The sequence below is a fragment of the Pseudomonas khavaziana genome, assembly GCF_036704165.1.
GTDB lineage: Bacteria > Pseudomonadota > Gammaproteobacteria > Pseudomonadales > Pseudomonadaceae > Aquipseudomonas > Aquipseudomonas khavaziana.
In genome coordinates this window covers 2,088,417-2,108,096 of sequence record NZ_CP129946.1, presented here as the reverse complement: position 1 = coordinate 2,108,096, position 19,680 = coordinate 2,088,417, and the positions used below count along the sequence as shown (strand labels likewise).

Here is a 19,680-nt window from a genome sequence, read left to right as displayed (position 1 = left end):
GCGTCATAGCAGCGGTTTTAGCGTCGGCCAGACATTTTCCAGCAGCTTGTCCTGGGCGGCGACTGCCGGGTGCAGTTGATCAGCCTGCATCAGCTCCGGGTGACCACCCACGCCTTCGAGGAAAAACGGTACCAGCGCAATGTTTTTTTCCTTGGCCAGCGCACCATAGACTTCGGCAAACGCAGTGGTGTATCGCGGCCCGTAATTGGGCGGCAATTGCATGCCCAGCAGCAGCACCTTGGCGCCGCCGGCCTTGGACTGGTCAATCATCGACGCAAGATTTTGTTTCAATTGCGCTGGCGGTTGCCCGCGCAAGCCGTCGTTCCCCCCAAGCTCGATAACCACCACCTCAGGCTTATGCTCTGCAAGCGCCGCCGGCAGCCGCGCCAGGCCGCCTGCGCTGGTGTCGCCGCTGATGGACGCATTGACGACCTTATCGTCGAAACCCTCCTGCTTGAGGCGTTGCTCCAGCAGTGCGACCCACCCTTTGCGGGTATCCAGGCCGAAACCGGCACTGATACTATCGCCAACGATCAGGACTGTACCCGCCGCTGCGTTCTGGGCCATGCACATCAAGGCCAGGCCAGCACTCAAAAACCACATTCGCATCGGATTCTCCATGGGCGCAAGCATTCTCACCGCGCGGAACCTTAGCAAAGTGGTTCCCAGCGCGGAAGGTGAACTGACTATCCTGCACGAACTGAGCCTGGAACTGAACAAGGGCGATAGCCTGGCTATCGTCGGCAGCTCCGGTTCCGGTAAATCCACCCTGCTGGGTCTGCTGGCCGGCCTCGACCTGCCCAGCAGCGGCGAAGTCACTTTGGCCGGGCAAGCCCTGAGCACGCTCGACGAAGACCAGCGTGCGCGCATCCGTGCCGAGCATGTGGGTTTCGTTTTTCAATCTTTCCAGCTGCTTGACAGCCTCAACGCGCTGGAAAACGTGATGCTGCCGCTGGAACTCGACGGGCGCAAGGACGCCCGCGAGCGTGCCAGGCACCTGCTGGAACGCGTGGGCCTGGGCCAGCGCCTGACCCACTCGCCACGCCAGCTGTCCGGTGGCGAGCAGCAACGGGTCGCCATTGCCCGCGCGTTTGCCGCCGAACCGGACGTGCTGTTTGCCGATGAACCCACCGGCAACCTCGACAGCCATACCGGCGAGCGCATCAGCGACCTGCTGTTTGAACTCAATAAAGAGAGCGGCACGACCCTGGTACTCGTCACCCATGACGAGCGCCTGGCCCACCGTTGCCGACGCCTGATCCGCCTTGAAGCCGGCCTGATGGTCGCGCCCCTGGAGCCTTGATGGCACGCTTGCCGCTGTTGCGCCTGTTCAGCCTTGCCATGCGCCAATTACTGCGCGATGCCCGCGCAGGCGAACTGCGCGTGTTGTTCTTTGCCCTGCTGGTAGCCGTGGCTGCCAGCACCGCCATCGGCTACTTTGGCGCTCGCCTCAACGGTGCCATGCTGCTGCGCGCCACCGAGTTCCTCGGCGCCGACCTGGTGCTCGAAGGCAGCTCGCCGGCCCGCCCCGAGCAAATCAGGTCCGGCACCGAACTGGGCCTGGATCACGCCCGCATCGTCGAGTTCTCCAGCGTTATCGCCACGGACAACGGCATCCAGCTCTCCAGCATCAAGGCGGTCGACGAGCAGTACCCCTTGCGCGGGGAACTGAAAAGCAGCGCCGAGCCCTTTGGTACTGAAAGCCCTGGCGGCGGCCCCAAGCCTGGCGAAGCCTGGGTGGAGGCAAGGCTGTTGACGGCGCTGGACCTCAAGGTCGGCGACAGCATCGATGTCGGCATGAAGACCCTGCGCCTGGCACGCATCCTGACCTATGAACCTGACCGTGCCGGCAACTTCTACAGCCTCACGCCCAGGGTGATGATCAACCTGGCGGACCTGGACGCCACCGGAGTGGTCCAACCGGGCAGCCGCGTGAGCTACCGCGAGCTGTGGCGCGCCCCACAAGACAGCACCGCACTGCAAACCTATCGCGACCTGGTCAAGCCGGGGCTCGCTGCCAACCAGCGCCTGCAGGACTCCCGTGATGGCAACCAGCAGATCGGCGGCGCCCTGGGCAAGGCCGAGCGCTACCTGAACATGGCCAGCCTGGTGGCGGTGCTGCTGGCCGGTGTGGCCGTGGCGCTGTCGGCCAACCGCTTCGCCAGCCGACGCTTTGATGCCAGTGCATTGCTGCGATGCCTGGGTTTATCTCGACGCGAGGCCATGCTGCTGTTCAGCCTGCAACTGAGCCTACTGGGCCTGCTGGCGAGCCTGGTCGGCGCCCTGCTTGGCTGGCTGGCGCAATTTGGGCTGTTCTATTTTCTGCACGACCTGCTGCCAGCCGACGTGCCACCGGGTGGGTTGCTGCCAGCCGTCGCGGGGATCGGCACCGGGCTGGTCGCTCTCGCCGGCTTCGCCCTGCCCCCCTTGGCCGCGCTGGGTCGCGTACCGCCGCTGCGGGTATTGCGTCGCGATCTGTTGCCGATTCCCTCGAGCACCTGGATGGTCTACGGCGCGGCACTGTTTGCGCTGGGCCTGATCATGTGGCGCCTGAGCCTGGATCTGGTATTGACCTTCGCCTTGCTGGGCGGCGGCGTGGTGGCGGCATTGATCCTGGGCGGCTTGCTGCTGTTGCTGCTCAAAAGCCTGCGACGGTTATTGGCCCGCGCCTCCTTGCCTTGGCGCCTGGGTCTGGGCCAATTGCTGCGCCACCCATTGGCAGCGGCAGGCCAGTCCCTGGCATTTGGCCTGATCCTGCTATCCATGGGCTTGATCGCGCTGTTGCGGGGCGAGTTGCTCGATACCTGGCAAAACCAGTTGCCGAAGGACGCACCCAATTACTTCGCATTGAACATCCTGCCGGCCGACAAGGAGGCCTTCGGCAAACGCCTGCTGGACGTACAGGCGCAAGCGGCGCCGTTGTATCCGGTAGTGCCGGGGCGGTTGATCAGCATCAATGGCGAACCCGTGCAGGAAATTGTCAGCGAGGACTCCAGCGGCGACCGTGCCGTTCAACGCGACCTGAGCCTGACCTGGGCTGCCGAATTGCCACCGGGCAATGCCCTGACCGCAGGCGCCTGGTGGTCAGCTCAACCAAGCGATGACATCCCTGGCGTGTCGGTGGAAGCCAAGGTCGCCGAGAGCCTGAAACTCAAGCTCAACGACCATCTGTTGTTCACCATCGGCGGGGAAAATCGCGAAGCGCGGGTCACCAGCCTGCGGACCATCAACTGGGATAACTTCCAGCCCAATTTCTTCATGATCTTCCAACCGGGCACCTTGAAGGATTTACCCGCGACCTACCTGACCAGCTTCTACCTGGCTCCCGGTCATGACCAACAGATCGTCGATCTGTCACGGGCTTTCCCAGCCGTGACCATCCTGCAGGTAGAGGCCCTGCTGGAACAGTTGCGCAGCATCCTGGCCCAAGTGACCCTGGCAGTGGAATACGTGCTGCTGTTCGTGCTGGCGGCAGGCATGGCGGTGTTGTTCTCCGGCCTGCAGGCCACTCTGGATGAACGCATCCGCCAAGGCGCACTGCTACGAGCACTGGGTGCCGAGCGTAAGTTGCTGGTCAAGGCCCGGCGTATTGAATTCGGCCTGCTGGGCGCCGTCAGCGGCCTGCTGGCAGCACTGGGGACGGAACTGGTGACCTGGGTGCTGTACCGCTACGCCTTTGATCTGGCGTGGCACCCCCACCCGTGGTTGTTACTGCTACCCGTGATCGGTGCAGTGCTGATTGGCGCTGCCGGGGTATTCGGGACACGTCGGGCCCTGAATGCCAGCCCGTTGACGGTGTTGCGCGAAGGTTGAAGCCTGAAGGCTCGTGCTCTGCCCGGAGTGCGAGCCTTCAGGCCGGCTTCACGTATTCGATCTTGGTGATCCACCAACACACCTCGCCGCCGGGCGTCTGTACGATTGCCTCGTCGTCGACTTCCTTGCGCAACAGGGCCCGTGCCATGGGTGAGTCAATGGAGATGTAATCCATCCTCTCGTAAATTTCGTCATAACCGACGATGCGAAAGCGCTTGGTCTCACCCTGATCGTTTTCGATTTCGACCCAGGCACCGAAAAATACCTTGCCCTCCTGCTCGGGCATGTACTCCACCACACGCATATCTTCCAGGCGTTTACGCAGGTAGCGCACCCGTCGGTCGATCTCACGCAGCAGTTTCTTGTTGTACTGGTAATCCGCGTTTTCGCTGCGATCTCCCAGGGAAGCCGCCCACGTCACTTTGCGAGTGGTGTCCGGACGCTTTTCACGCCATAGGTAATCCAACTCTTTTTTAAGCGCTTCATGACCTTCTTTGGTAATCAGCTTGGTACTCAAACGCTTGCATCCCCAAACAGTGTCCACTGGTGCCGACACGCCAGGACATCATGACCTGGCGCCGGCTGGCTGGGCGTGATGATAAATGAACCCTGGAAAGTATCCAGGCCGACCGGTTCATTGGCTCACCCCTGCCCCTCCAGAACCTGGTCCAGCTCAAGCAGCGTACCTTGCATCCGCTGACGCATGCCTGAAAGCTGCAACATCATCATCGCCAGTTTTTCGGCCTTCTTGCTGACCTCAAGCCCTTGGTCCTGCAACTGTGTATGGCGCAGCTCCAACTCACGACTCTTTTCGTCCAATTGGCTTTGATGCTGCTGAAGACGTGCCTGCCACTGTTCGAGCATCGCTTCCTTTTCCAGGACTGCACATTTTTTTTGCGTCAACTCCTGGGCGACCTTGGCCAGATTGCTCAAAGCGCTGTCCATCTCGAGCAAAGAGGTATGTTCCAGTTGGGCAGGCGGCTTGGATGGCTGGGGTTCGTATGCCTCGAACTGAGTGTCGTTTTGTTCCACTGGGACAGGCGATATGCTGATCTCCTCCTGTACCTCCGGCATGGTGATCAATGACTGGACCGGCTCTTCTAGAGCCGACTCCTCCTGGGCCAATTCCTCTTGGGCCGACGCTTCAATGGGATCTTCATCCATAGGCTGCGGTGCCGCCTTCGGCGAACGCGGGTTGCGCGGGGGGGCAACCATTTGCGATGAAAAGCGAATCGACGGCACGATCACTGTATTGCTTTCGATCGCAGGCAGCGCCGGGGCCGACATACCCAAGGTAATCACCTTCATGACCAAGGCCTTCTTGATAATCACCGAGTGATGATCTTCCGGCCTGGCAGGTGGTAATCGACAGCCTTTCAGATCGATAAAATGAAAGGGAACCTTGGGGTCGGCAATCGGGCTGGTCTTCGAGCCCGTTGCTGCTGCCAGTATCAGAATCTGCTTGAAGACCTGCATCGCTGCCTGCAGGTCTTCTTTGGAATCAACTCCCCCCAGAAAATAGCGTTCGAGCTTTTTACGCAACTCTGCAATATAGACCCTGGAGTGACCAGGCTCGGCCTCTTCATCCAGGCTATACACAAGAAAGTTTGATTCTGTTTGAGCGACAGCAAACGCACACAGCAGCGCACCGTTAACAGGCTTGTCTTCATCATTACGTTCAAGAACAAGGGTACGTAGAAGCATCATGGTCATCAGGCCTCATTACAAAAAAGAAAACTTTATATAAACATCAGATAAACATCCGAGCATTAATAAGTCTTCATCACGAAAACAATTGTTTCAGTGCATGAACGGGGCGAACGTAGGATTCTTCTTATTAATACTCTATCGCGTTCCCAAGCACCGCCATTGAACGTACCCTTTTTAAAGCTCACTTACACACCGCCGGCGCCCCCTCACACGCCCTGCCAAACTTATTCGGTAAACAGATGATCGAGATAAGCAACCTGACAAGACACCTGGGCAGAAAACAAATAATCACAAACTTCTCATTCAGCGCCCAGGTTCAGGAATGTGTGGGCGTATTTGGCGAGAGCGGCGCGGGCAAGACAACACTCTTGAGTTTGATCGCCGGTGTAATCAAACCGACCTCCGGGCAAATCAATATCCAAGGTTTCAATACCCAGACCCACTCACTTCAAGCAAGAAAAGTGATCGGCTACCAACCTCAGGGCGGCCTGAGCCACCCTCAGATGACCGTCAAGAACCTGCTCAATTTCATTGCTGCCATTCGAGGTTTCAGGGGGACCGAGAAATGCAGCCAGGTGGGCATGGCAGCCGCGCGACTGGAGCTGTTACCTGTGCTCAATTGTCCCGTCGACCTACTGTCCCTTGGCGCCAAGCGCAGAGTTGCGATCGCCCAGGCCATCCTGCACTCCCCCAGCGTGCTTCTGCTCGACGAGCCCACGGAGGGACTATGTCCAGCTCAACGACTCAAGTTCAGGGGACTGATCCAGTCGCTGACCGAAGACATGACGGTCATCATTGCCTCTCGCCATTATGGCGAGCTCGCAGACATCTGCACCCGAGCACTGGTCATTGCCAATGGCAGGCTGATGGCTGACGCATCGCTATCGGAATTGCAACGTAGCTCCCGGCATTTCCGGGCCGTAACCCTGGCCACAGATGCGCCGCTCGACCTGCTGGCCATGGCGGTAATACCTGGCGTTGCGGGAATAGAAGAGGACCGGGACGCACCGGGCACGGTGACCGTCCTGGCCATGCCTGGGCACTCTATTTTCCCCTCGATCAACGCGCTCATCGCTCACCGCGGCTGGAACATAACATCACTGAATCTGGAGCCAGGTCGGCTAGACGATGTCGTTCATCATCTGAGCCAGGAGGCTTCATCTTGAGACTGCTGCCCATCGTATTCAAACGCCAACTCGCCAGCTTTGCCTCCTCACCCAGTACCTACCTGAGCGTGGCGGTTTTCCTGGTGCTGTGTGCCGCATTGGGATTGCATGCCAACCATTGGATGGAGCGTAACAGTAGCGACTTGCAGGCGTTCTTCGAGTTGCACCCGTGGCTCTATCTACTGTTGATACCCATCTTGTCGACGCAACTATGGGCAGATGAACGCGACACCAGTTTTGCCGACACCATGAACACCCTACCCGTCACCACGGTGGAACGGGTGATCGGAAAGTTCATGGCCGCGTGGGTCGTGTGCGGCATCGCCTTACTATTGAATTTCCCATTGGTGATCGCCGTCAACTACCTGGGCATGGCCGACAACCTAGTGATCACCTCACAATTTGTGGCCAGTTGGTTATTGGCAGGCAGTTATCTTTCCGTCGGCTGCTTCGTGTGTGCACTGGCACACCAACGTCTTGTCATTCTCCTATTGACGCTAGGTTTGCTGTCGACCGTCAGTGGTCTTTCCTCAATATTGGACGCACTTGAACATCAGGCCCCGCTCTGGGTCGTCGACAGTTTGATATCCCTTGATCCTATTTTCCGCTTCAGCATGATGGACAACGGTAAACTGACACTGCATGACAGCCTGTATTTTATAAGCGTGATCCTCGCTTTTCTTTCTGCGACGACCATCACACTCAATTACAAACACAGCTGAGAAGGAAAGCCACTGATGCGTTCCGCTCTCCGTGCTGGCATGACATTAATCGTCACACTGTTACTTTTCCTGGCCTTCAATCTGGTCTGGCTACCCAAGTTACCCGATAGTCGCTGGGACTTTTCACAACAAAAAATCCATACGTTATCACCCGCAACAAGGCAACTACTCAGAACCCTTGAAAGCCCGGTGGATCTATATTATTTCAATTCGAAGATCCCTCAAAAAAGTCATGCATTGAAACGATACGGCCAGCGCGTGGAGGACTTGCTCAAGGAGTTCGAAAAAGCGGCCAAGGACAAGATCAACCTACATGTCATTAACCCCTTCCCGTTCTCCGAAGACGCCTATAAAGCCAGCTTGTTTGGCCTTGACGACACCCTCGGGTTCATGGGTCTGATCGGCACGCGTTCCGGCCAGGGCACACAACGCATTGAAGCGTTCCGCCCCGACAATGAGGCGTTGCTCGAGTATGAAATCAGCCATCTGATTTATAAGTTAATGTACCCCGAACGCCCCACAGTCGGCCTGCTGTCGGGGCTGCCTCTGGCTGCACCTGCCGGGAACCTATTGGAGCAAATGCGCAGGCACTTCAATCTTGTAGAGCTGGCCCCGACGCTCGCTCAAGTGCCGGCGTCTATAGCCACATTGATGGTGGTACAGCCGTATGCCTTACCGGAGAGTGCCCTATATGCGATCGAACAATCTGTATTGAGGGGCACCAAACTGATGGTCTTTATCGACCCCGTGAGCGAGATCGGGGGCAGCGCCGGGTCGACAAATGCCCGGTTAAATGCACTGTTCAACGCTTGGGGAATACAGATGCCCGCAGACAAGCTTCTGGTGGACAACCTGTATGCTTCGTCGGCCAAGCCTGGCCCTGGAATGCCCACGGTACTGCACCCGGCGAGGCTCCAACTTCCGCGTCAGGCAATGGCCGCGGACGATGTCAGCACCTGGAAATTGAACTCGGTAACTGTGTCGAGCAGCGGTGCACTCTCCCGTGCTGCAAAGAGCCATACCTTCTTCACCCCGCTACTACAAAGCTCACCACAGTCCTCATTATTGGACGCGGAGCGGTTTGCATCGTCGACGGCGTTCGACGCCTTCGTTGAGGAAGCCTCCACGTCGGGGCAGCGCCATGTGATCGCCGCTCGCCTTGAAGGGCCCGTCTATTCGGTATTTCCCGACGGCCTCAAGGGGCAGCCCCCCGGCCGTCAAAAGGCGGAACAGGTCCAGGTAGTGGTCGTAGCCGACACCGACTTGCTTTCGGACGCTGTCAGCAATGCCCACCCCAATAGCAACGCGCTGTTTGTATTGAACACACTGGATAACCTGGCGGCGCCCGAGGCGCTTCGGCGTATTCAACCCCGCGCGATGACGCAACCCCTGCACCGGCTGGAACCCATGCGCGAGGCAGCCGCCCAGGCTTACCGGCAAGGCGCAGCCGAGTTGGAGCGACGACTTGAGCACACTGAACAGGCTTGGCAACGGTTGAACCCACCCTCGACAAGTCTCGGCACCCACGCGGTGCACACCAATATCCAGTTGCAGGCCCTCAACAAAGAACGCCTACGTCTGCCCATGGAATTGCATGCACTGAAGCTCCAGGCCTATGCATCGCTAAATCGCTTCGAACAGAAATTGGAATGGTTGATGGTCGTCCCGATGCCACTCTTGCTGTGCCTGATTGCCTGGGGGCTTTTTCTCTACCAGCAACGACGTCGAAGAATCGCAATAACAGTCGCCTGTTGAGCCCTCAGCGACGAGCAATCAGCCCTTGCCGGGCAATGCGCGTCAATTGACAGATCACCTCAGCGGCTTCGCCGGCACTCGGCGCCTGGATAACCGCTAGGTCGAAGCTATTATTGGCAAATCGAGCCAGGGACTCGCCGTCCTCGACAAACTGAATCAGGAATGCCGAAGGCCGGCCGCTGCGACGTGGCCAGCCGTCCAGGTAACGCAGCAGCGTAGGTTGGTGTTTGCCACCCAGGAGTATTTTCGGGTTGCGCTGGGTCAAGTCCGCGGTGATCGGAGCCAGGCGTATGAGAGGGCGTAGTGCATTCATCGTGTCGTGTCTCTGCCTCAAAAGTCTGCGGGCAGGTGAGAGGCAACACCGAACCAGCGCTTTAGCGGTATTTCGAAGTGCTCCCTGTGTGAAGGGTCATACTTCTGTCGGGATGCATTGAATCCCAGTGGCGCCCCGCAATTAGCTGTTTAAATCGGCGCATGAGCAGCATCCTAGAGAAGCCGGTGGGGCAGTGTCAAGAATCCTGCGCAACGAAAAGGCCCGCACATGCGGGCCTTTTCCGTAGCTTGTGAAGCGATCAGTTTGCGATCGCACGGTCGACCGAGAGTTTACCGGCGCCTTCCAGCAACACCGCCAGCGAGCCGCCGAGCAGGGCCAGTGCGAACTCATAACCGTTGTTAGCCATGAACAGACCGTTATGGATGTGCACCGAAAAGATCGCCACCAAAGTCAGGAAGGTCAGGCCCAATGCCGCTGGTCGCGCAAGCAAGCCAATGATCAACGCCAGCCCGGCGAAAAACTCTGTACCGCCCGACAACACCGCCATCAGGGTGCCCGGCGCCAGACCGATGCTTTCCATCCACTGTGCAGTGCCGGCCAGGCCACCGCCGCCAAACCAGCCGAACAGCTTTTGCGAACCGTGGGCGGCAAAAATGATGCCGACGAAAATGCGCAGAATAGTCAGGCCGTAACCGGCGCGGGTGGACAGAACACGGGTAATCATAGGGCTCATATAATAAATCCTTTTCCAGGTAGGGGTTTGGTTGGCCGCTATATTAATCAGTTTAAGCAATGTTAAAAGCCGAAGAATTGCCTAATCAATATCAATAAATTCGATCATTTGCGCGATGCAATTTTCGGCGTCGGCGGTTCAAGAGACTCTCGTTCCCGATCAAATGCCAAGTAATATTTATTGACGCTATTAACATAGCTGACGCCGCCCATTCCTACCTGCTCCATGGCAATGCGTTCAACCTGGAAGAACCACTGATTGGGGTTGAGCCCGCGTCGCCTGGCCTCGGTGCGCATGCCCTGTACGCGCTCCGGCCCCATGTTGTACGCCGCCAGCACAAAGGCCATACGCTCGCGCTCGTTGAGTTTGGGGCTGGAGAAAAACTTGCGACGGATCATCGCCAGGTAACGCGCGCCGGCTTGCACGTTGCTGTCGAGACTCTCGATATTGTTCACCCCTACCCGCTGCGCCGCCGAAGGTGTGATCTGCATCAGGCCGGTCGGGCCACCACTGTTGCGAGCGCCCGGGTCCAGGGACGATTCCTTGTACGCCAGTGCCGCCAGGTTCAACCAGTCCATGCCTTGCTCACGCGCATGTTTTTGCAGGACCGGGCGCAGTTTTTCCAGGCGTTGACGGTCGGCGCGCGCCAGCGGATTGCGCACCTGATAGAGGCGTCGATAGATACGCTGGAACGCCACGTCCTGGTCGGCAGGCGTCCGATAGGTCTTAAGAAATCGATCGATGCTGGCGCGCAGCATCGACGCGTCCTGGCGCACGAACCAGAACTCGTCGCCGGGTTCGCTGATCACGACCTGCTTGTCAAAGCGCAACTTGGGCAGGATTTTCGACCAGCGCTCGGCAATCGGCTTTTCAACGATAGTCAGGTGAAAGATCCCGGCCTGGACCATCTCCAGGACGTCCTCCACTGCCAGGCTCGGGTCGACCCATTCGATTTTCACTGGCGGGCGTTTGTGCAGGGCCAGTTTCTGATTGACCTGGCTGACGGCGTCCGCCGCCGCGCTACCGGTAGTCAGCGTCAACGTCCGCCCAGACAATTGCTCCAACTTGGTAAAACGTCGTTCGCCCTTGACGCCAACCAGCCACAGCGGCACGCCACTGGCAATCGGCGCGCTGGTACTGATCTTGTGTACGGCCTTCGCATCCAGCAACTCACCGGGCGCCACCAAGTCGCCCTCGCCACGGGCCAACGCGCCGAGCAATTGGTCCTTGGCCTTGGGGATGATCTTGAGGTTGATTTCCTGCCCATCGCGGGCATGGCCGTTGAGGTATTGCTCGAAGGCGCGCAAACGATGGTATTCGACACCGATGGCCTGGCCCTGCACTTCACCGGAACTGTTGCGGCTCTGATTGACCAACACACGCAGGGTGCGACTGGAACGAATTTGCGCCAGGTCACGCACCTTGCCGGGTTTGGTCACTTCCAGCGGCCCGTCCAGACGCGCGACCGCTGCCATGGGCAGCAGCAACGTCATGCACAACACAAGCAATGCCGAGGGTCGGATCATCCGCTCTCCGGAAAGAATACTGGCCAGCGCCATCGCGAATAACGAAGGGCTGGAGGTCAGAAACAGAGCGCTTCAAGCGCTGGCAAAGCGCACAACGGCGGCACAGTGACGGGCAACAGCCCGACCACAATGTCGCTTGCGACGTTCAAAGACAGCGATAACGCGTTGTAGTTCTTGGTTTTTCTTATAAATCTACAGCTCTGATATGCTTTCCGGCCGCAGGCGGAGATAGCACCATGCAACTCATTGATATTGGCGTCAACCTGACCAACCCCAGTTTCGACGAGAGGCACCAGGCCGTTCTCGAGCGCGCCTACGCCGCCGACGTGCAGCAACTGGTGCTCACCGGCACCAGCATCGAGGGCAGCGAACAGGCGCTGGAGCTGTGTGTAAAGCTCGATGAAAGCGGCCAGCGCCTGTTCAGTACTGCCGGTATCCACCCTCACTCCGCCAGTGACTGGAATGGCGACAGCGCCCAACGCTTGCGTGGCTTGCTAGGGGAAAGCCGGGTGCGCGCCGTGGGTGAATGCGGGCTGGATTTCAACCGGGACTTCTCCCCTCGCCCACAGCAGGAAAAAGTCCTCGAAGAACACCTGGCCCTGGCCAGCGAGCTGAAACTGCCGGTATTTCTCCACGAACGCGACGCCAACCAACGCCTGCTGGAGATCCTCAAGGATTACCGCGACCACCTGCCCGCCGCAGTGGTGCATTGCTTCACCGGCGAACAAGCGGCGCTGTTCAGTTACCTGGACCTCGACCTGCATATTGGCATTACCGGCTGGATCTGCGATGAGCGCCGTGGGACGCACCTGCATCCACTGGTCAGGGAAATTCCCCGCGGCCGTCTGATGTTGGAAAGCGACGCCCCGTACCTGCTGCCACGCACTCTGCGCCCCAAACCAAAGAATGGCCGCAATGAACCGGCGTACTTGCCTGAGGTATTGCGCGAGGTTGCCCTGCACCGCAACGAAACCATGCAAGATCTGGCAGCCCATAGCACCGCTTGCGCCCGTGCCTTTTTCGACTTGCCTGCCGTGGAGTGATGCGGCCCATTGACCCACGTCAAAACTCATCTCCTGGGTAGCGGCACAATAATGGCACCTTGCCAATGCTGTTTCCGCTATCAGAGAAAACCTTCATGGGTGCCTGGATTAGCAATATCTCGCTAAAGTACAAGTTCTGGGCCGTCAATGCGGTCGCCTTCGTTACCACCCTGCTGTTGGTGCTGTACGCCGTGCAGCTTGAACAACAGGCGCGCAGCCATGCGTCCCAGGCATCGGCCCAGGCCCAGGGCAGATTGCTCAGCGCTTGGCCGGCCGACAAAGCCCTCCCCACCGGCGAGCATTGGCTGGCCTATGGACAAGGGCAAATCCCACAACTGGCCGATCAGGATCTCCCGGCCCTGACCACTGCCAACGGTTGGGTCGAGCTCAATCACATGCCGTTGTTCGGCAAAAACCCACTGATAGGCGCCGAGGTGATCAGCCGCGCCGACGGTCAACACGTCGCCGTGCTGGCTTACGCGCCAAGCCTGAGCCAAGTATTCAGTGAACGCTTCGCCAACTACGCCGTCGCCGTGGCCATCCTGATGCTGGCCATGCTCGGAGCCTCGCAGCTGTTGATCCGTTTCCTGCTCAGCCAACTCAACACCCTCAAGGACGTAATGCTGCACGTTGAAAAAACCGGTGACCTGTCGGCGCGCGTGCCGTTGGCCTGCAAGGATGAAGTCGGCCAGATGGCCAGTGCGTTCAACGCCATGCAAGCCGGCTACCAGCGCGTGGTCAATACCGTGGCACGCACCGCCCGGCAACTGGATGACGGCGCAGCCCGCCTGGCCAGCAGCATGAACGAGGTACAGCACGGCATGCTCGGCCAGCAGAGCGAAACCGACCAGGCCGCCACCGCCATCAATGAGATGACCGCCACTGTCCACCATATCGCCCAGCACGCTGGCGCCACCCGCGACTTGTCCCAGACCGCCGATACCCTCGCCGGCAGCGGCCAGGACGTGGTCACCCGGGTACAGCGTTCAATTGCCGGGCTGTCCACTGGCGTGCAACAGACCGCCGAGATGATCCAGAAACTCGCCGAAGACAGCCAGAAAATCAACGGCGTGGTCGGGGTGATCCACAGCATCGCCGAACAGACCAACCTGCTCGCCCTCAACGCCGCTATCGAAGCCGCCCGCGCCGGGGACATGGGCCGAGGGTTTGCAGTGGTCGCCGACGAAGTGCGTAACCTGGCCAAGCGCGTGCAAAACTCCACCGACGAAATCACCCGCATGGTCTCGGCGCTGCAGGCCGGCACCCGCGACGCGGTGGACTTCATGCAGGAAAGCTCATTCAAGGCCGACGACTGTGTGCAACAAGCCCTGGAAGCCGGCGCCGCACTGGCTGAAATCACCGGTGCAGTGGCACAGATGCGCGAGAGCAACACCCAGATCGCCGTGGCCGCCGAACAGCAAAGCCACGTCGCCGAAGAGATGAACCGCGCCGTGGTAAGCATTCGCGATGTGACCGAAAACACCGTACAGCAAACCGTGGCGTCGGCGACCACCAGCAATGAACTGGCGACGTTGGCTGGGGAGTTGAGCAAGGCGATTGGGCAACTGAAGCTATAAGGCTTTTTCACCTGTAATCTAATTCCTACCACCAAGTCTCGGTTTACCTGAAGTTAAGGCGAAACTTCCTCGCCATTCTCGCGAATAACGCCGACTTCTTTTACCTAGGAACCCCTGCAAAGTCCCTCGCCTGATCAAACAGTGCGAGGGATTGCAGATGGTTTTTTTCGTTACAGCCCTGGTTGATAGGGCTGGCTCTTGATCCCGGCGTTTGCCAGCTTTGTGCTGGCGCCCATGGATCCCAAGGCCCCGGACGTCAGTCGGGTTTTAGCCGATTTTCGCACCTGCCTGAACACCTTCGATGAGTGGGCCGACAGCCTGTTGAGTGGCTCGGCACTGACTGTGGAGCAGGTGTTCAAGGTTGGGGAAGACGTCGCACTGGTCGCGCCGATCTCTTCCGACAAGCCCAGCCGCACGGTCGCTCAATGCAAAGCCCAGGGTGGGTTGACCCTGGTGCATCTGTTCGAAAGTACCCAGTTCGTTCCCATCGGCAACACCCGGGTGATGCTGCAAGCCCTGGCCACAGATGGCAGCCTGGTGGGCACGCCGATCCACCACACCATTGGCCCCACCGGCATTCTTGAAGTCAACGACTGCAGCCGCGACCAGCGCTACCAGATCACCTTTTACCCCAATGTTTCCAAGGATCACGTCAAGGCGCTGTATGCCTCCTACGGGTCAGTGATTGCCGGGCTGGAAGCTGAACTGTGCAAACAATGGGACGAGCGTTTCAAGCTGCAATGGGCAGACTTTGCCCAGGCGCCAGCCTACAAGCGCAGCGGCCTACAGGGCATTGCTTTTGCAACCGGGATTGGCAAGGCCTTCTACAACCTGTGGGACAACATCACCGAGCTGTATGACCTGCTCGCGAACCTCAAATTCAACAGCGAGAAACTGCTCAAGTACATCTCCCAGGCCGAACTGGACGAGTTGCTCAAGCTGGGCAAAGACACGCTGGCCAAGGGCTTGCTGGTGCTCAGTGATGAGCCGCTGTTGTTTATCTACCTGGCGGCAATGGTGGCGTGGATACGCATGCTGCCGCCGCCGCAGATGTATGAGCTGCTGGGTGAAATCACCGGCGAAGTCTTGATCAACCTGCTGCTGATCTGGGCCACCCGGGGCATTGGGGTAAAACTGCGCCTGGGTGCGCAGATGCTCAGTCGCGTCAAGTCCGGACAAGCGCGAGCGTTGCTGGAGTTGCTGGCCAAGCAGGCAACGGGGCCGCGGTTGGAGGCTCATGTAGAGGCGGCCAAGCCTGTGTTGCTGAGCAGTGCGGCGACGCCGGTCAAGGTGGTGCCGGCTGTACCGTTGAAGGCTGGGGATCAATTGGTTTCGAACCCGGTGCCCGCAGTGCGCAGCAAGGCCCGGCAGACGGTACTGGTGCGGCAGGAGCATGTCGATGATGCGCCGGCCATGGCGTCGAATCCCAAGGGGGATGCGACGGCGCCTGCGGACAAGACCGTCACTCATGGCTGCCCGGTGTCGATGGTCACCGGGGAGGAATTGCTGACCCTCACCGATGGTGCCCTGGACGGGGTTTTACCGTTTGAGTGGACGCGCTTGTATCGCACCAGTGCGGTGGAACTGGATTGTGGGTTGGGGTTTGGCTGGAGTCACGCGCTGGCGCACAGGCTTGCTGTGTCGGGCGATTCGGTGGTGTGGACGGACCATGAGAATCGCCGTACGCAGTTTCCGTTGCCCACATCTGCTCGACCCGCGATCACCAATAGCCTGGCCGAAGCGGCGATCTACCTGGGCTCGGCACCTGATGAACTGGTGTTGGCCCAGGCGTCACGGTTTTATCACTTTCGCGACGGGGTGCTGGTTTCGATCAGCGATGCGTATGACAACCGCCTGCGCATTGTCCGTGATCGTTCCGGGCGGATTGAGCGGTTGGATAACGGTGCCGGCCGTTCGCTGCTGCTGCGTTATGAAATGGATCGCATCGTGGCGGTGGACTACCAGGTTCATCGCGCCAAAGGTCGTGAACCCTACGTCTGGGAGACCGAGCAGAACGTTGTTTCCTACGCCTATGACGAAGATGGACGACTGGTTTGCGCGACCAATGCTGTCGGGGAAAGCGAGCGTTATCGCTACGACGATCAGCACGTCATTGTCGAGCGGCAGTTGGCCGGTGGGGCGAGTTTCTTTTGGGCGTGGGAAGGCTCCGGCAAAGCGGCACGCTGTGTCCGGCATTGGGCGAGTTTTTCGCAGATGGACACGCGTTATGCCTGGGGGGATGACGGCCGTGTCACGGTGCATAACGCCGATGGTAGCCAGGAAGTGTATGTCCACGATCAGTGTGCACGCCTGGTGCAGCGCATCGATCCGGACGGCGCCCAGCATTTCAAATCCTACGATGACAAGGGCCGGCTGACCGTCGAGCAAGACCCGCTGGGCGCGGTGACGGCCTATCAGTACGACGAAGCCGGACGCTTGGTGGCGTTGTTTCCGGGGGATGACGAGCCGACTTCCTACGAGCATGACAACGGTTTCGTACGGGTTGTCAGGCGCGGCGAGGCGGTCTGGAAATATGAGCGTAATAGCCAGGGCGATGTTACGCGTAGGACCGATCCTGACGGGCAGGTCACAGACTACAGCTACAACAAACGTGGGCAACTGACGGGCGTTTGGTACCCCGATCACAGTTGTCATCGGCTGGTGTGGAATGAGCGTGGGCAGTTGCTCGAAGAACAACTGCCCAATGGCGGGATCAAGCGTTATCGCTATGACGATTTAGGGCGGCAGATTGTCCGTGAGGATGAACACGGCGCACTAACCCAGTATCAGTGGGACAGCGTCGGTCGCTTGATTCGTCTCGTCTTGCCAGGCGGCGCCACTCGCGAATTCAGCTACAACCCCTATGGAAAAATCATCGCCGAGCGCGATGAACTCGGCCACATCACCCGCTACGAATACGCCGACGGCCTGCACCTGATCAGCCACCGCATCAATGCCGACGGCACCCAGGTCAAGTATCGCTACGACAACGCCCGGCTGTTGCTCACCGAGATCGAAAACGAAGTCGGCGAAACCTACCAGCTCGACTACCACCCCAACGGCCTGCTCCAACAGGAAACCGGCTTCGACGGCCAGCGCACCGCGTATGCCTACGACCTCAACGGCAATCTGCTGGAGAAGACTGAATACGGTGACGATGGCAGTCAGCTAATCACCCGTTACGAGCGCGACCACGCCGGACGCCTCGTACGAAAAACCCTGCCCGATGACAGCGTGGTCGACTATGCCTACGACCGCCAAGGCAACCTCCTCAGCGTCGAGGACGGTCACTGGGCTTTGGCCTACGAGTATGACCGCCAAAACCGCCTCACCGCCGAACACCAAGGCTGGGGCACCTTGCGCTACGGCTACGACGCCTGCGGCCAGCTACAAAAACTGCGCCTGCCGGACAATAACCGCCTCACCTTCAACCACGACAAAGGCGGCCACCTCGCCACCGTCGAGCTCAACGGCGAAGTGCTCACCTCTCACCTATTCCGCGCCGGTCGCGAACACCAGCGCCAACAAGGCCAGCTGCTCAGCCACTACCACTACGACGACCAAAACCGCCTGCACGCTCACGCCGTCACACAGCAGGAAAATTACCTTTACCAGCGCCAATACGACTACGACAAAAGCGGCAATCTCACCCGCCTGCTCGACACGCGCAAAGGCGAACACCGCTACCACTACGACCCCCTCGCCCGCCTGACCCGCGCCGACCATTCGCAGGACGTGCAGGAACGCTTCGCCCACAACCCGGCCGGCAACCTGCTCATGCAAGACCGCCCCGGCCCGGACATCGTCGCGGCGAACCGCCTGGTGATCCAGGGCGACCGCCACTACGACTACGACGCCTTCGGCAACCTGATCCGCGAACGACGCGGCAAAGGCCAGCAACTCGTCACTGAATACCGCTACGACTGCCAGCACCGGCTGATCAGCGTCACAAAACCGAACGGCGAAACCGCCAGTTATCGTTATGATCCGTTTGGGCGGCGCATCAGCAAGACCGTGGACGGCAAGACCACCGAGTTTTTCTGGCAAGGCGACAAGCTGATTGCCGAGCATCATGCGGACCGCCACCGCAGCTACATCTACGAGCCCGGCAGCTTCCGCCCACTGGCACTGCTGGAAGGCTTCGGCCCAAAAGCCACAACGCCCTACCACTACCAGCTCGACCACCTCGGCACACCACAGGAACTCACCGACACCGCAGGCGAAATCGTCTGGTCCGCCCACTACCGCGCCTACGGCCAGATCGCCCGACTCGACGTAGGTAAAATCGATAACCCGCTGCGTTTCCAGGGACAGTATTTCGATCAGGAAAGCGGGCTGCACTACAACCGCCATCGCTACTACAATCCGGATATTGGTCGTTATCTGACGCCGGATCCGGTGAAGTTGGCGGGTGGGGTCAATGCGTACCAGTACGTGCCCAACCCTACCGGGTGGATTGATCCGTTAGGGTTAGCTTGTTCGCCTTCAGACTGCCCTCATCCAAGCACAGGAAACAGTTGGAAACTTAACCCCGATGTCGATCTGGACTGGCGAAAACAAGCCGGGGATAGCTACAAGCAAATGCATAATGGTTTGGATGAAGCCTTTCGCAGAACAGGCATACCGAAGACTGAATACAGCGTATCGAAATGGGGAAAAGACCAATATGGCAAATCATTTCCAACGGAATGGCGTGTACAAAGCGGGCCCAATAGGGGAGCGGAAGTGAATATTGACGACCCTATGCTTGTGCCAAGTAAAGAAGGCCCGAAATCACCTCATATCGGCTATCAAACTCCTGGAAAGAGGGCCGGTGGAGGAGCAAAGAGAGGCCACATACTGCTCAAACTGGTTCCTGTTAGCCGCTCCAAAATAGGTATTCCTTGATGAGCTACTTGGAAGAGGAAATAGACGAAGCATGTAACACCTTAAAAATCAGCTCAAGGAAGCTAGATGCGAATGAACTCAATGCATTGATAAATTCTCTGACGAGAAAATTTTTCAAATCACAAAGCAACGCGCTTGACCCCACCGAACTGAACGAAAAATGCACGGAGCATAATCCTAACTTTTGGAAAGAGATACCTTATCGCATTAGCAAGAACGGTTTAGTTTTGCTGGTATTCGACTCAAAATATAGGGCATGGGAAATTGATAACGCACCAGTTTTATCATCTGTTTTAGGCGAAACCACCGGTTATCCATTTTGGATCACCGATAACAAACTGACGTTTTTAGTCCATATGGATGACCATGACTGTGTGATTTGGGCATGAAGAACACTCCACCTAAATTGTTACCTATCCCCCGGCCCAGACGGCATAGGAGACCAAAAAGCGCATTTCAATTTGCGACCGATGA

15 protein-coding genes are annotated in these 19,680 nt (G+C 58.7%); 9 read left to right on the top strand and 6 right to left on the bottom strand.

What is annotated here, in order from left to right:
* Positions 1-3 precede the first annotated feature (3 nt).
* Complete coding sequence (locus QYQ93_RS09360) at positions 4-609, bottom strand: arylesterase (protein WP_043050795.1); 606 nt, start codon at positions 607-609, stop codon at positions 4-6.
* 10 nt (positions 610-619) lie between these two features.
* Between QYQ93_RS09360 and QYQ93_RS09355 the strand changes: the two genes are divergently transcribed.
* A complete protein-coding gene (locus QYQ93_RS09355) occupies positions 620-1,303 on the top strand; it encodes an ABC transporter ATP-binding protein (RefSeq protein ID WP_005786391.1) in 684 nt (227 codons plus the stop codon).
* Complete coding sequence (locus tag QYQ93_RS09350; protein ID WP_338476786.1) at positions 1,303-3,813, top strand: ABC transporter permease; 2,511 nt, start codon at positions 1,303-1,305, stop codon at positions 3,811-3,813. Before QYQ93_RS09355 ends, QYQ93_RS09350 begins: the two co-directional genes overlap by 1 nt.
* A 37-nt stretch (positions 3,814-3,850) precedes the next feature.
* On the opposite strand, the gene greB is transcribed toward QYQ93_RS09350, so the two are convergent.
* Complete coding sequence (gene greB / locus QYQ93_RS09345) at positions 3,851-4,330, bottom strand: transcription elongation factor GreB (RefSeq protein ID WP_043050793.1); 480 nt, start codon at positions 4,328-4,330, stop codon at positions 3,851-3,853.
* 125 nt (positions 4,331-4,455) lie between these two features.
* Positions 4,456-5,520 carry a hypothetical protein gene (locus tag QYQ93_RS09340; protein ID WP_043050815.1) on the bottom strand — a complete coding sequence of 355 codons (1,065 nt, stop codon included), beginning with the start codon at positions 5,518-5,520 and terminating at the stop codon, positions 4,456-4,458.
* Positions 5,521-5,762: 242 nt separating this feature from the next.
* On the opposite strand from QYQ93_RS09340, the gene QYQ93_RS09335 reads away from it, so the two are divergent.
* Genes QYQ93_RS09335 through QYQ93_RS09325 form a run of 3 tightly spaced genes read left to right on the top strand, consistent with a single transcriptional unit; the run spans position 5,763 to position 9,166 of the window.
* Entirely contained in the window at positions 5,763-6,689 is a 927-nt protein-coding gene (locus QYQ93_RS09335) for an ABC transporter ATP-binding protein (protein WP_043050792.1), read from the top strand.
* Positions 6,686-7,411: an ABC transporter permease gene (locus QYQ93_RS09330; protein ID WP_043050791.1), complete on the top strand. Its 726-nt coding sequence runs from the start codon at positions 6,686-6,688 to the stop codon at positions 7,409-7,411. The genes QYQ93_RS09335 and QYQ93_RS09330 overlap by 4 nt, the downstream gene beginning before the upstream one ends.
* 15 nt (positions 7,412-7,426) lie before the next feature.
* Positions 7,427-9,166 (top strand): Gldg family protein, encoded by a 1,740-nt coding sequence (locus QYQ93_RS09325; RefSeq protein ID WP_338476785.1) that lies wholly within the window; start codon positions 7,427-7,429, stop codon positions 9,164-9,166.
* 4 nt (positions 9,167-9,170) lie between these two features.
* Here the strand turns inward: QYQ93_RS09325 and QYQ93_RS09320 are convergent, their stop codons facing one another.
* From QYQ93_RS09320 to QYQ93_RS09310, 3 genes are all read right to left on the bottom strand, one after another.
* Positions 9,171-9,479, bottom strand: a complete 309-nt coding sequence (locus QYQ93_RS09320) for a hypothetical protein (RefSeq protein WP_043050789.1) — start codon at positions 9,477-9,479, stop codon at positions 9,171-9,173.
* 259 nt (positions 9,480-9,738) lie between these two features.
* Positions 9,739-10,173 (bottom strand): DoxX family protein, encoded by a 435-nt coding sequence (locus tag QYQ93_RS09315; RefSeq protein WP_043050788.1) that lies wholly within the window; start codon positions 10,171-10,173, stop codon positions 9,739-9,741.
* Positions 10,174-10,277: 104 nt separating this feature from the next.
* Positions 10,278-11,699 (bottom strand): transglycosylase SLT domain-containing protein, encoded by a 1,422-nt coding sequence (locus QYQ93_RS09310; protein WP_043050787.1) that lies wholly within the window; start codon positions 11,697-11,699, stop codon positions 10,278-10,280.
* 236 nt (positions 11,700-11,935) lie between these two features.
* Here QYQ93_RS09310 and QYQ93_RS09305 point away from each other — a divergent pair, with 236 nt between their 5' ends.
* The 4 genes from QYQ93_RS09305 to QYQ93_RS09290 all read left to right on the top strand — a co-directional run bounded on the left by QYQ93_RS09305 (position 11,936) and on the right by QYQ93_RS09290 (position 19,595).
* Positions 11,936-12,742, top strand: coding sequence for a TatD family hydrolase (locus tag QYQ93_RS09305; protein WP_046071573.1), 807 nt, complete (start codon positions 11,936-11,938; stop codon positions 12,740-12,742).
* A gap of 95 nt (positions 12,743-12,837) precedes the next feature.
* Positions 12,838-14,319, top strand: coding sequence for a methyl-accepting chemotaxis protein (locus QYQ93_RS09300; RefSeq protein ID WP_338476784.1), 1,482 nt, complete (start codon positions 12,838-12,840; stop codon positions 14,317-14,319).
* A gap of 234 nt (positions 14,320-14,553) precedes the next feature.
* A complete protein-coding gene (locus tag QYQ93_RS09295) occupies positions 14,554-19,206 on the top strand; it encodes an RHS repeat-associated core domain-containing protein (protein ID WP_338476783.1) in 4,653 nt (1,550 codons plus the stop codon).
* Entirely contained in the window at positions 19,206-19,595 is a 390-nt protein-coding gene (locus QYQ93_RS09290; RefSeq protein ID WP_043047417.1) for a hypothetical protein, read from the top strand. Before QYQ93_RS09295 ends, QYQ93_RS09290 begins: the two co-directional genes overlap by 1 nt.
* Positions 19,596-19,680 lie beyond the last annotated feature (85 nt).

What these genes read in the sequence shown, in the direction of transcription:
- QYQ93_RS09290 (WP_043047417.1), top strand. Translation starts at nt 19,206, where the DNA reads ATGAGCTACTTGGAAGAGGAAATAGACGAAGCATGTAACACCTTAAAA.
- QYQ93_RS09325 (WP_338476785.1), top strand. Translation starts at nt 7,427, where the DNA reads ATGCGTTCCGCTCTCCGTGCTGGCATGACATTAATCGTCACACTGTTA.
- QYQ93_RS09295 (WP_338476783.1), top strand. Translation starts at nt 14,554, where the DNA reads ATGGATCCCAAGGCCCCGGACGTCAGTCGGGTTTTAGCCGATTTTCGC.
- QYQ93_RS09305 (WP_046071573.1), top strand. Translation starts at nt 11,936, where the DNA reads ATGCAACTCATTGATATTGGCGTCAACCTGACCAACCCCAGTTTCGAC.
- QYQ93_RS09355 (WP_005786391.1), top strand. Translation starts at nt 620, where the DNA reads ATGGGCGCAAGCATTCTCACCGCGCGGAACCTTAGCAAAGTGGTTCCC.
- QYQ93_RS09350 (WP_338476786.1), top strand. Translation starts at nt 1,303, where the DNA reads ATGGCACGCTTGCCGCTGTTGCGCCTGTTCAGCCTTGCCATGCGCCAA.
- QYQ93_RS09360 (WP_043050795.1), bottom strand. Translation starts at nt 609, where the DNA reads ATGCGAATGTGGTTTTTGAGTGCTGGCCTGGCCTTGATGTGCATGGCC.
- QYQ93_RS09300 (WP_338476784.1), top strand. Translation starts at nt 12,838, where the DNA reads ATGGGTGCCTGGATTAGCAATATCTCGCTAAAGTACAAGTTCTGGGCC.
- QYQ93_RS09340 (WP_043050815.1), bottom strand. Translation starts at nt 5,520, where the DNA reads ATGATGCTTCTACGTACCCTTGTTCTTGAACGTAATGATGAAGACAAG.
- QYQ93_RS09335 (WP_043050792.1), top strand. Translation starts at nt 5,763, where the DNA reads ATGATCGAGATAAGCAACCTGACAAGACACCTGGGCAGAAAACAAATA.
- QYQ93_RS09315 (WP_043050788.1), bottom strand. Translation starts at nt 10,173, where the DNA reads ATGAGCCCTATGATTACCCGTGTTCTGTCCACCCGCGCCGGTTACGGC.
- QYQ93_RS09310 (WP_043050787.1), bottom strand. Translation starts at nt 11,699, where the DNA reads ATGATCCGACCCTCGGCATTGCTTGTGTTGTGCATGACGTTGCTGCTG.
- QYQ93_RS09320 (WP_043050789.1), bottom strand. Translation starts at nt 9,479, where the DNA reads ATGAATGCACTACGCCCTCTCATACGCCTGGCTCCGATCACCGCGGAC.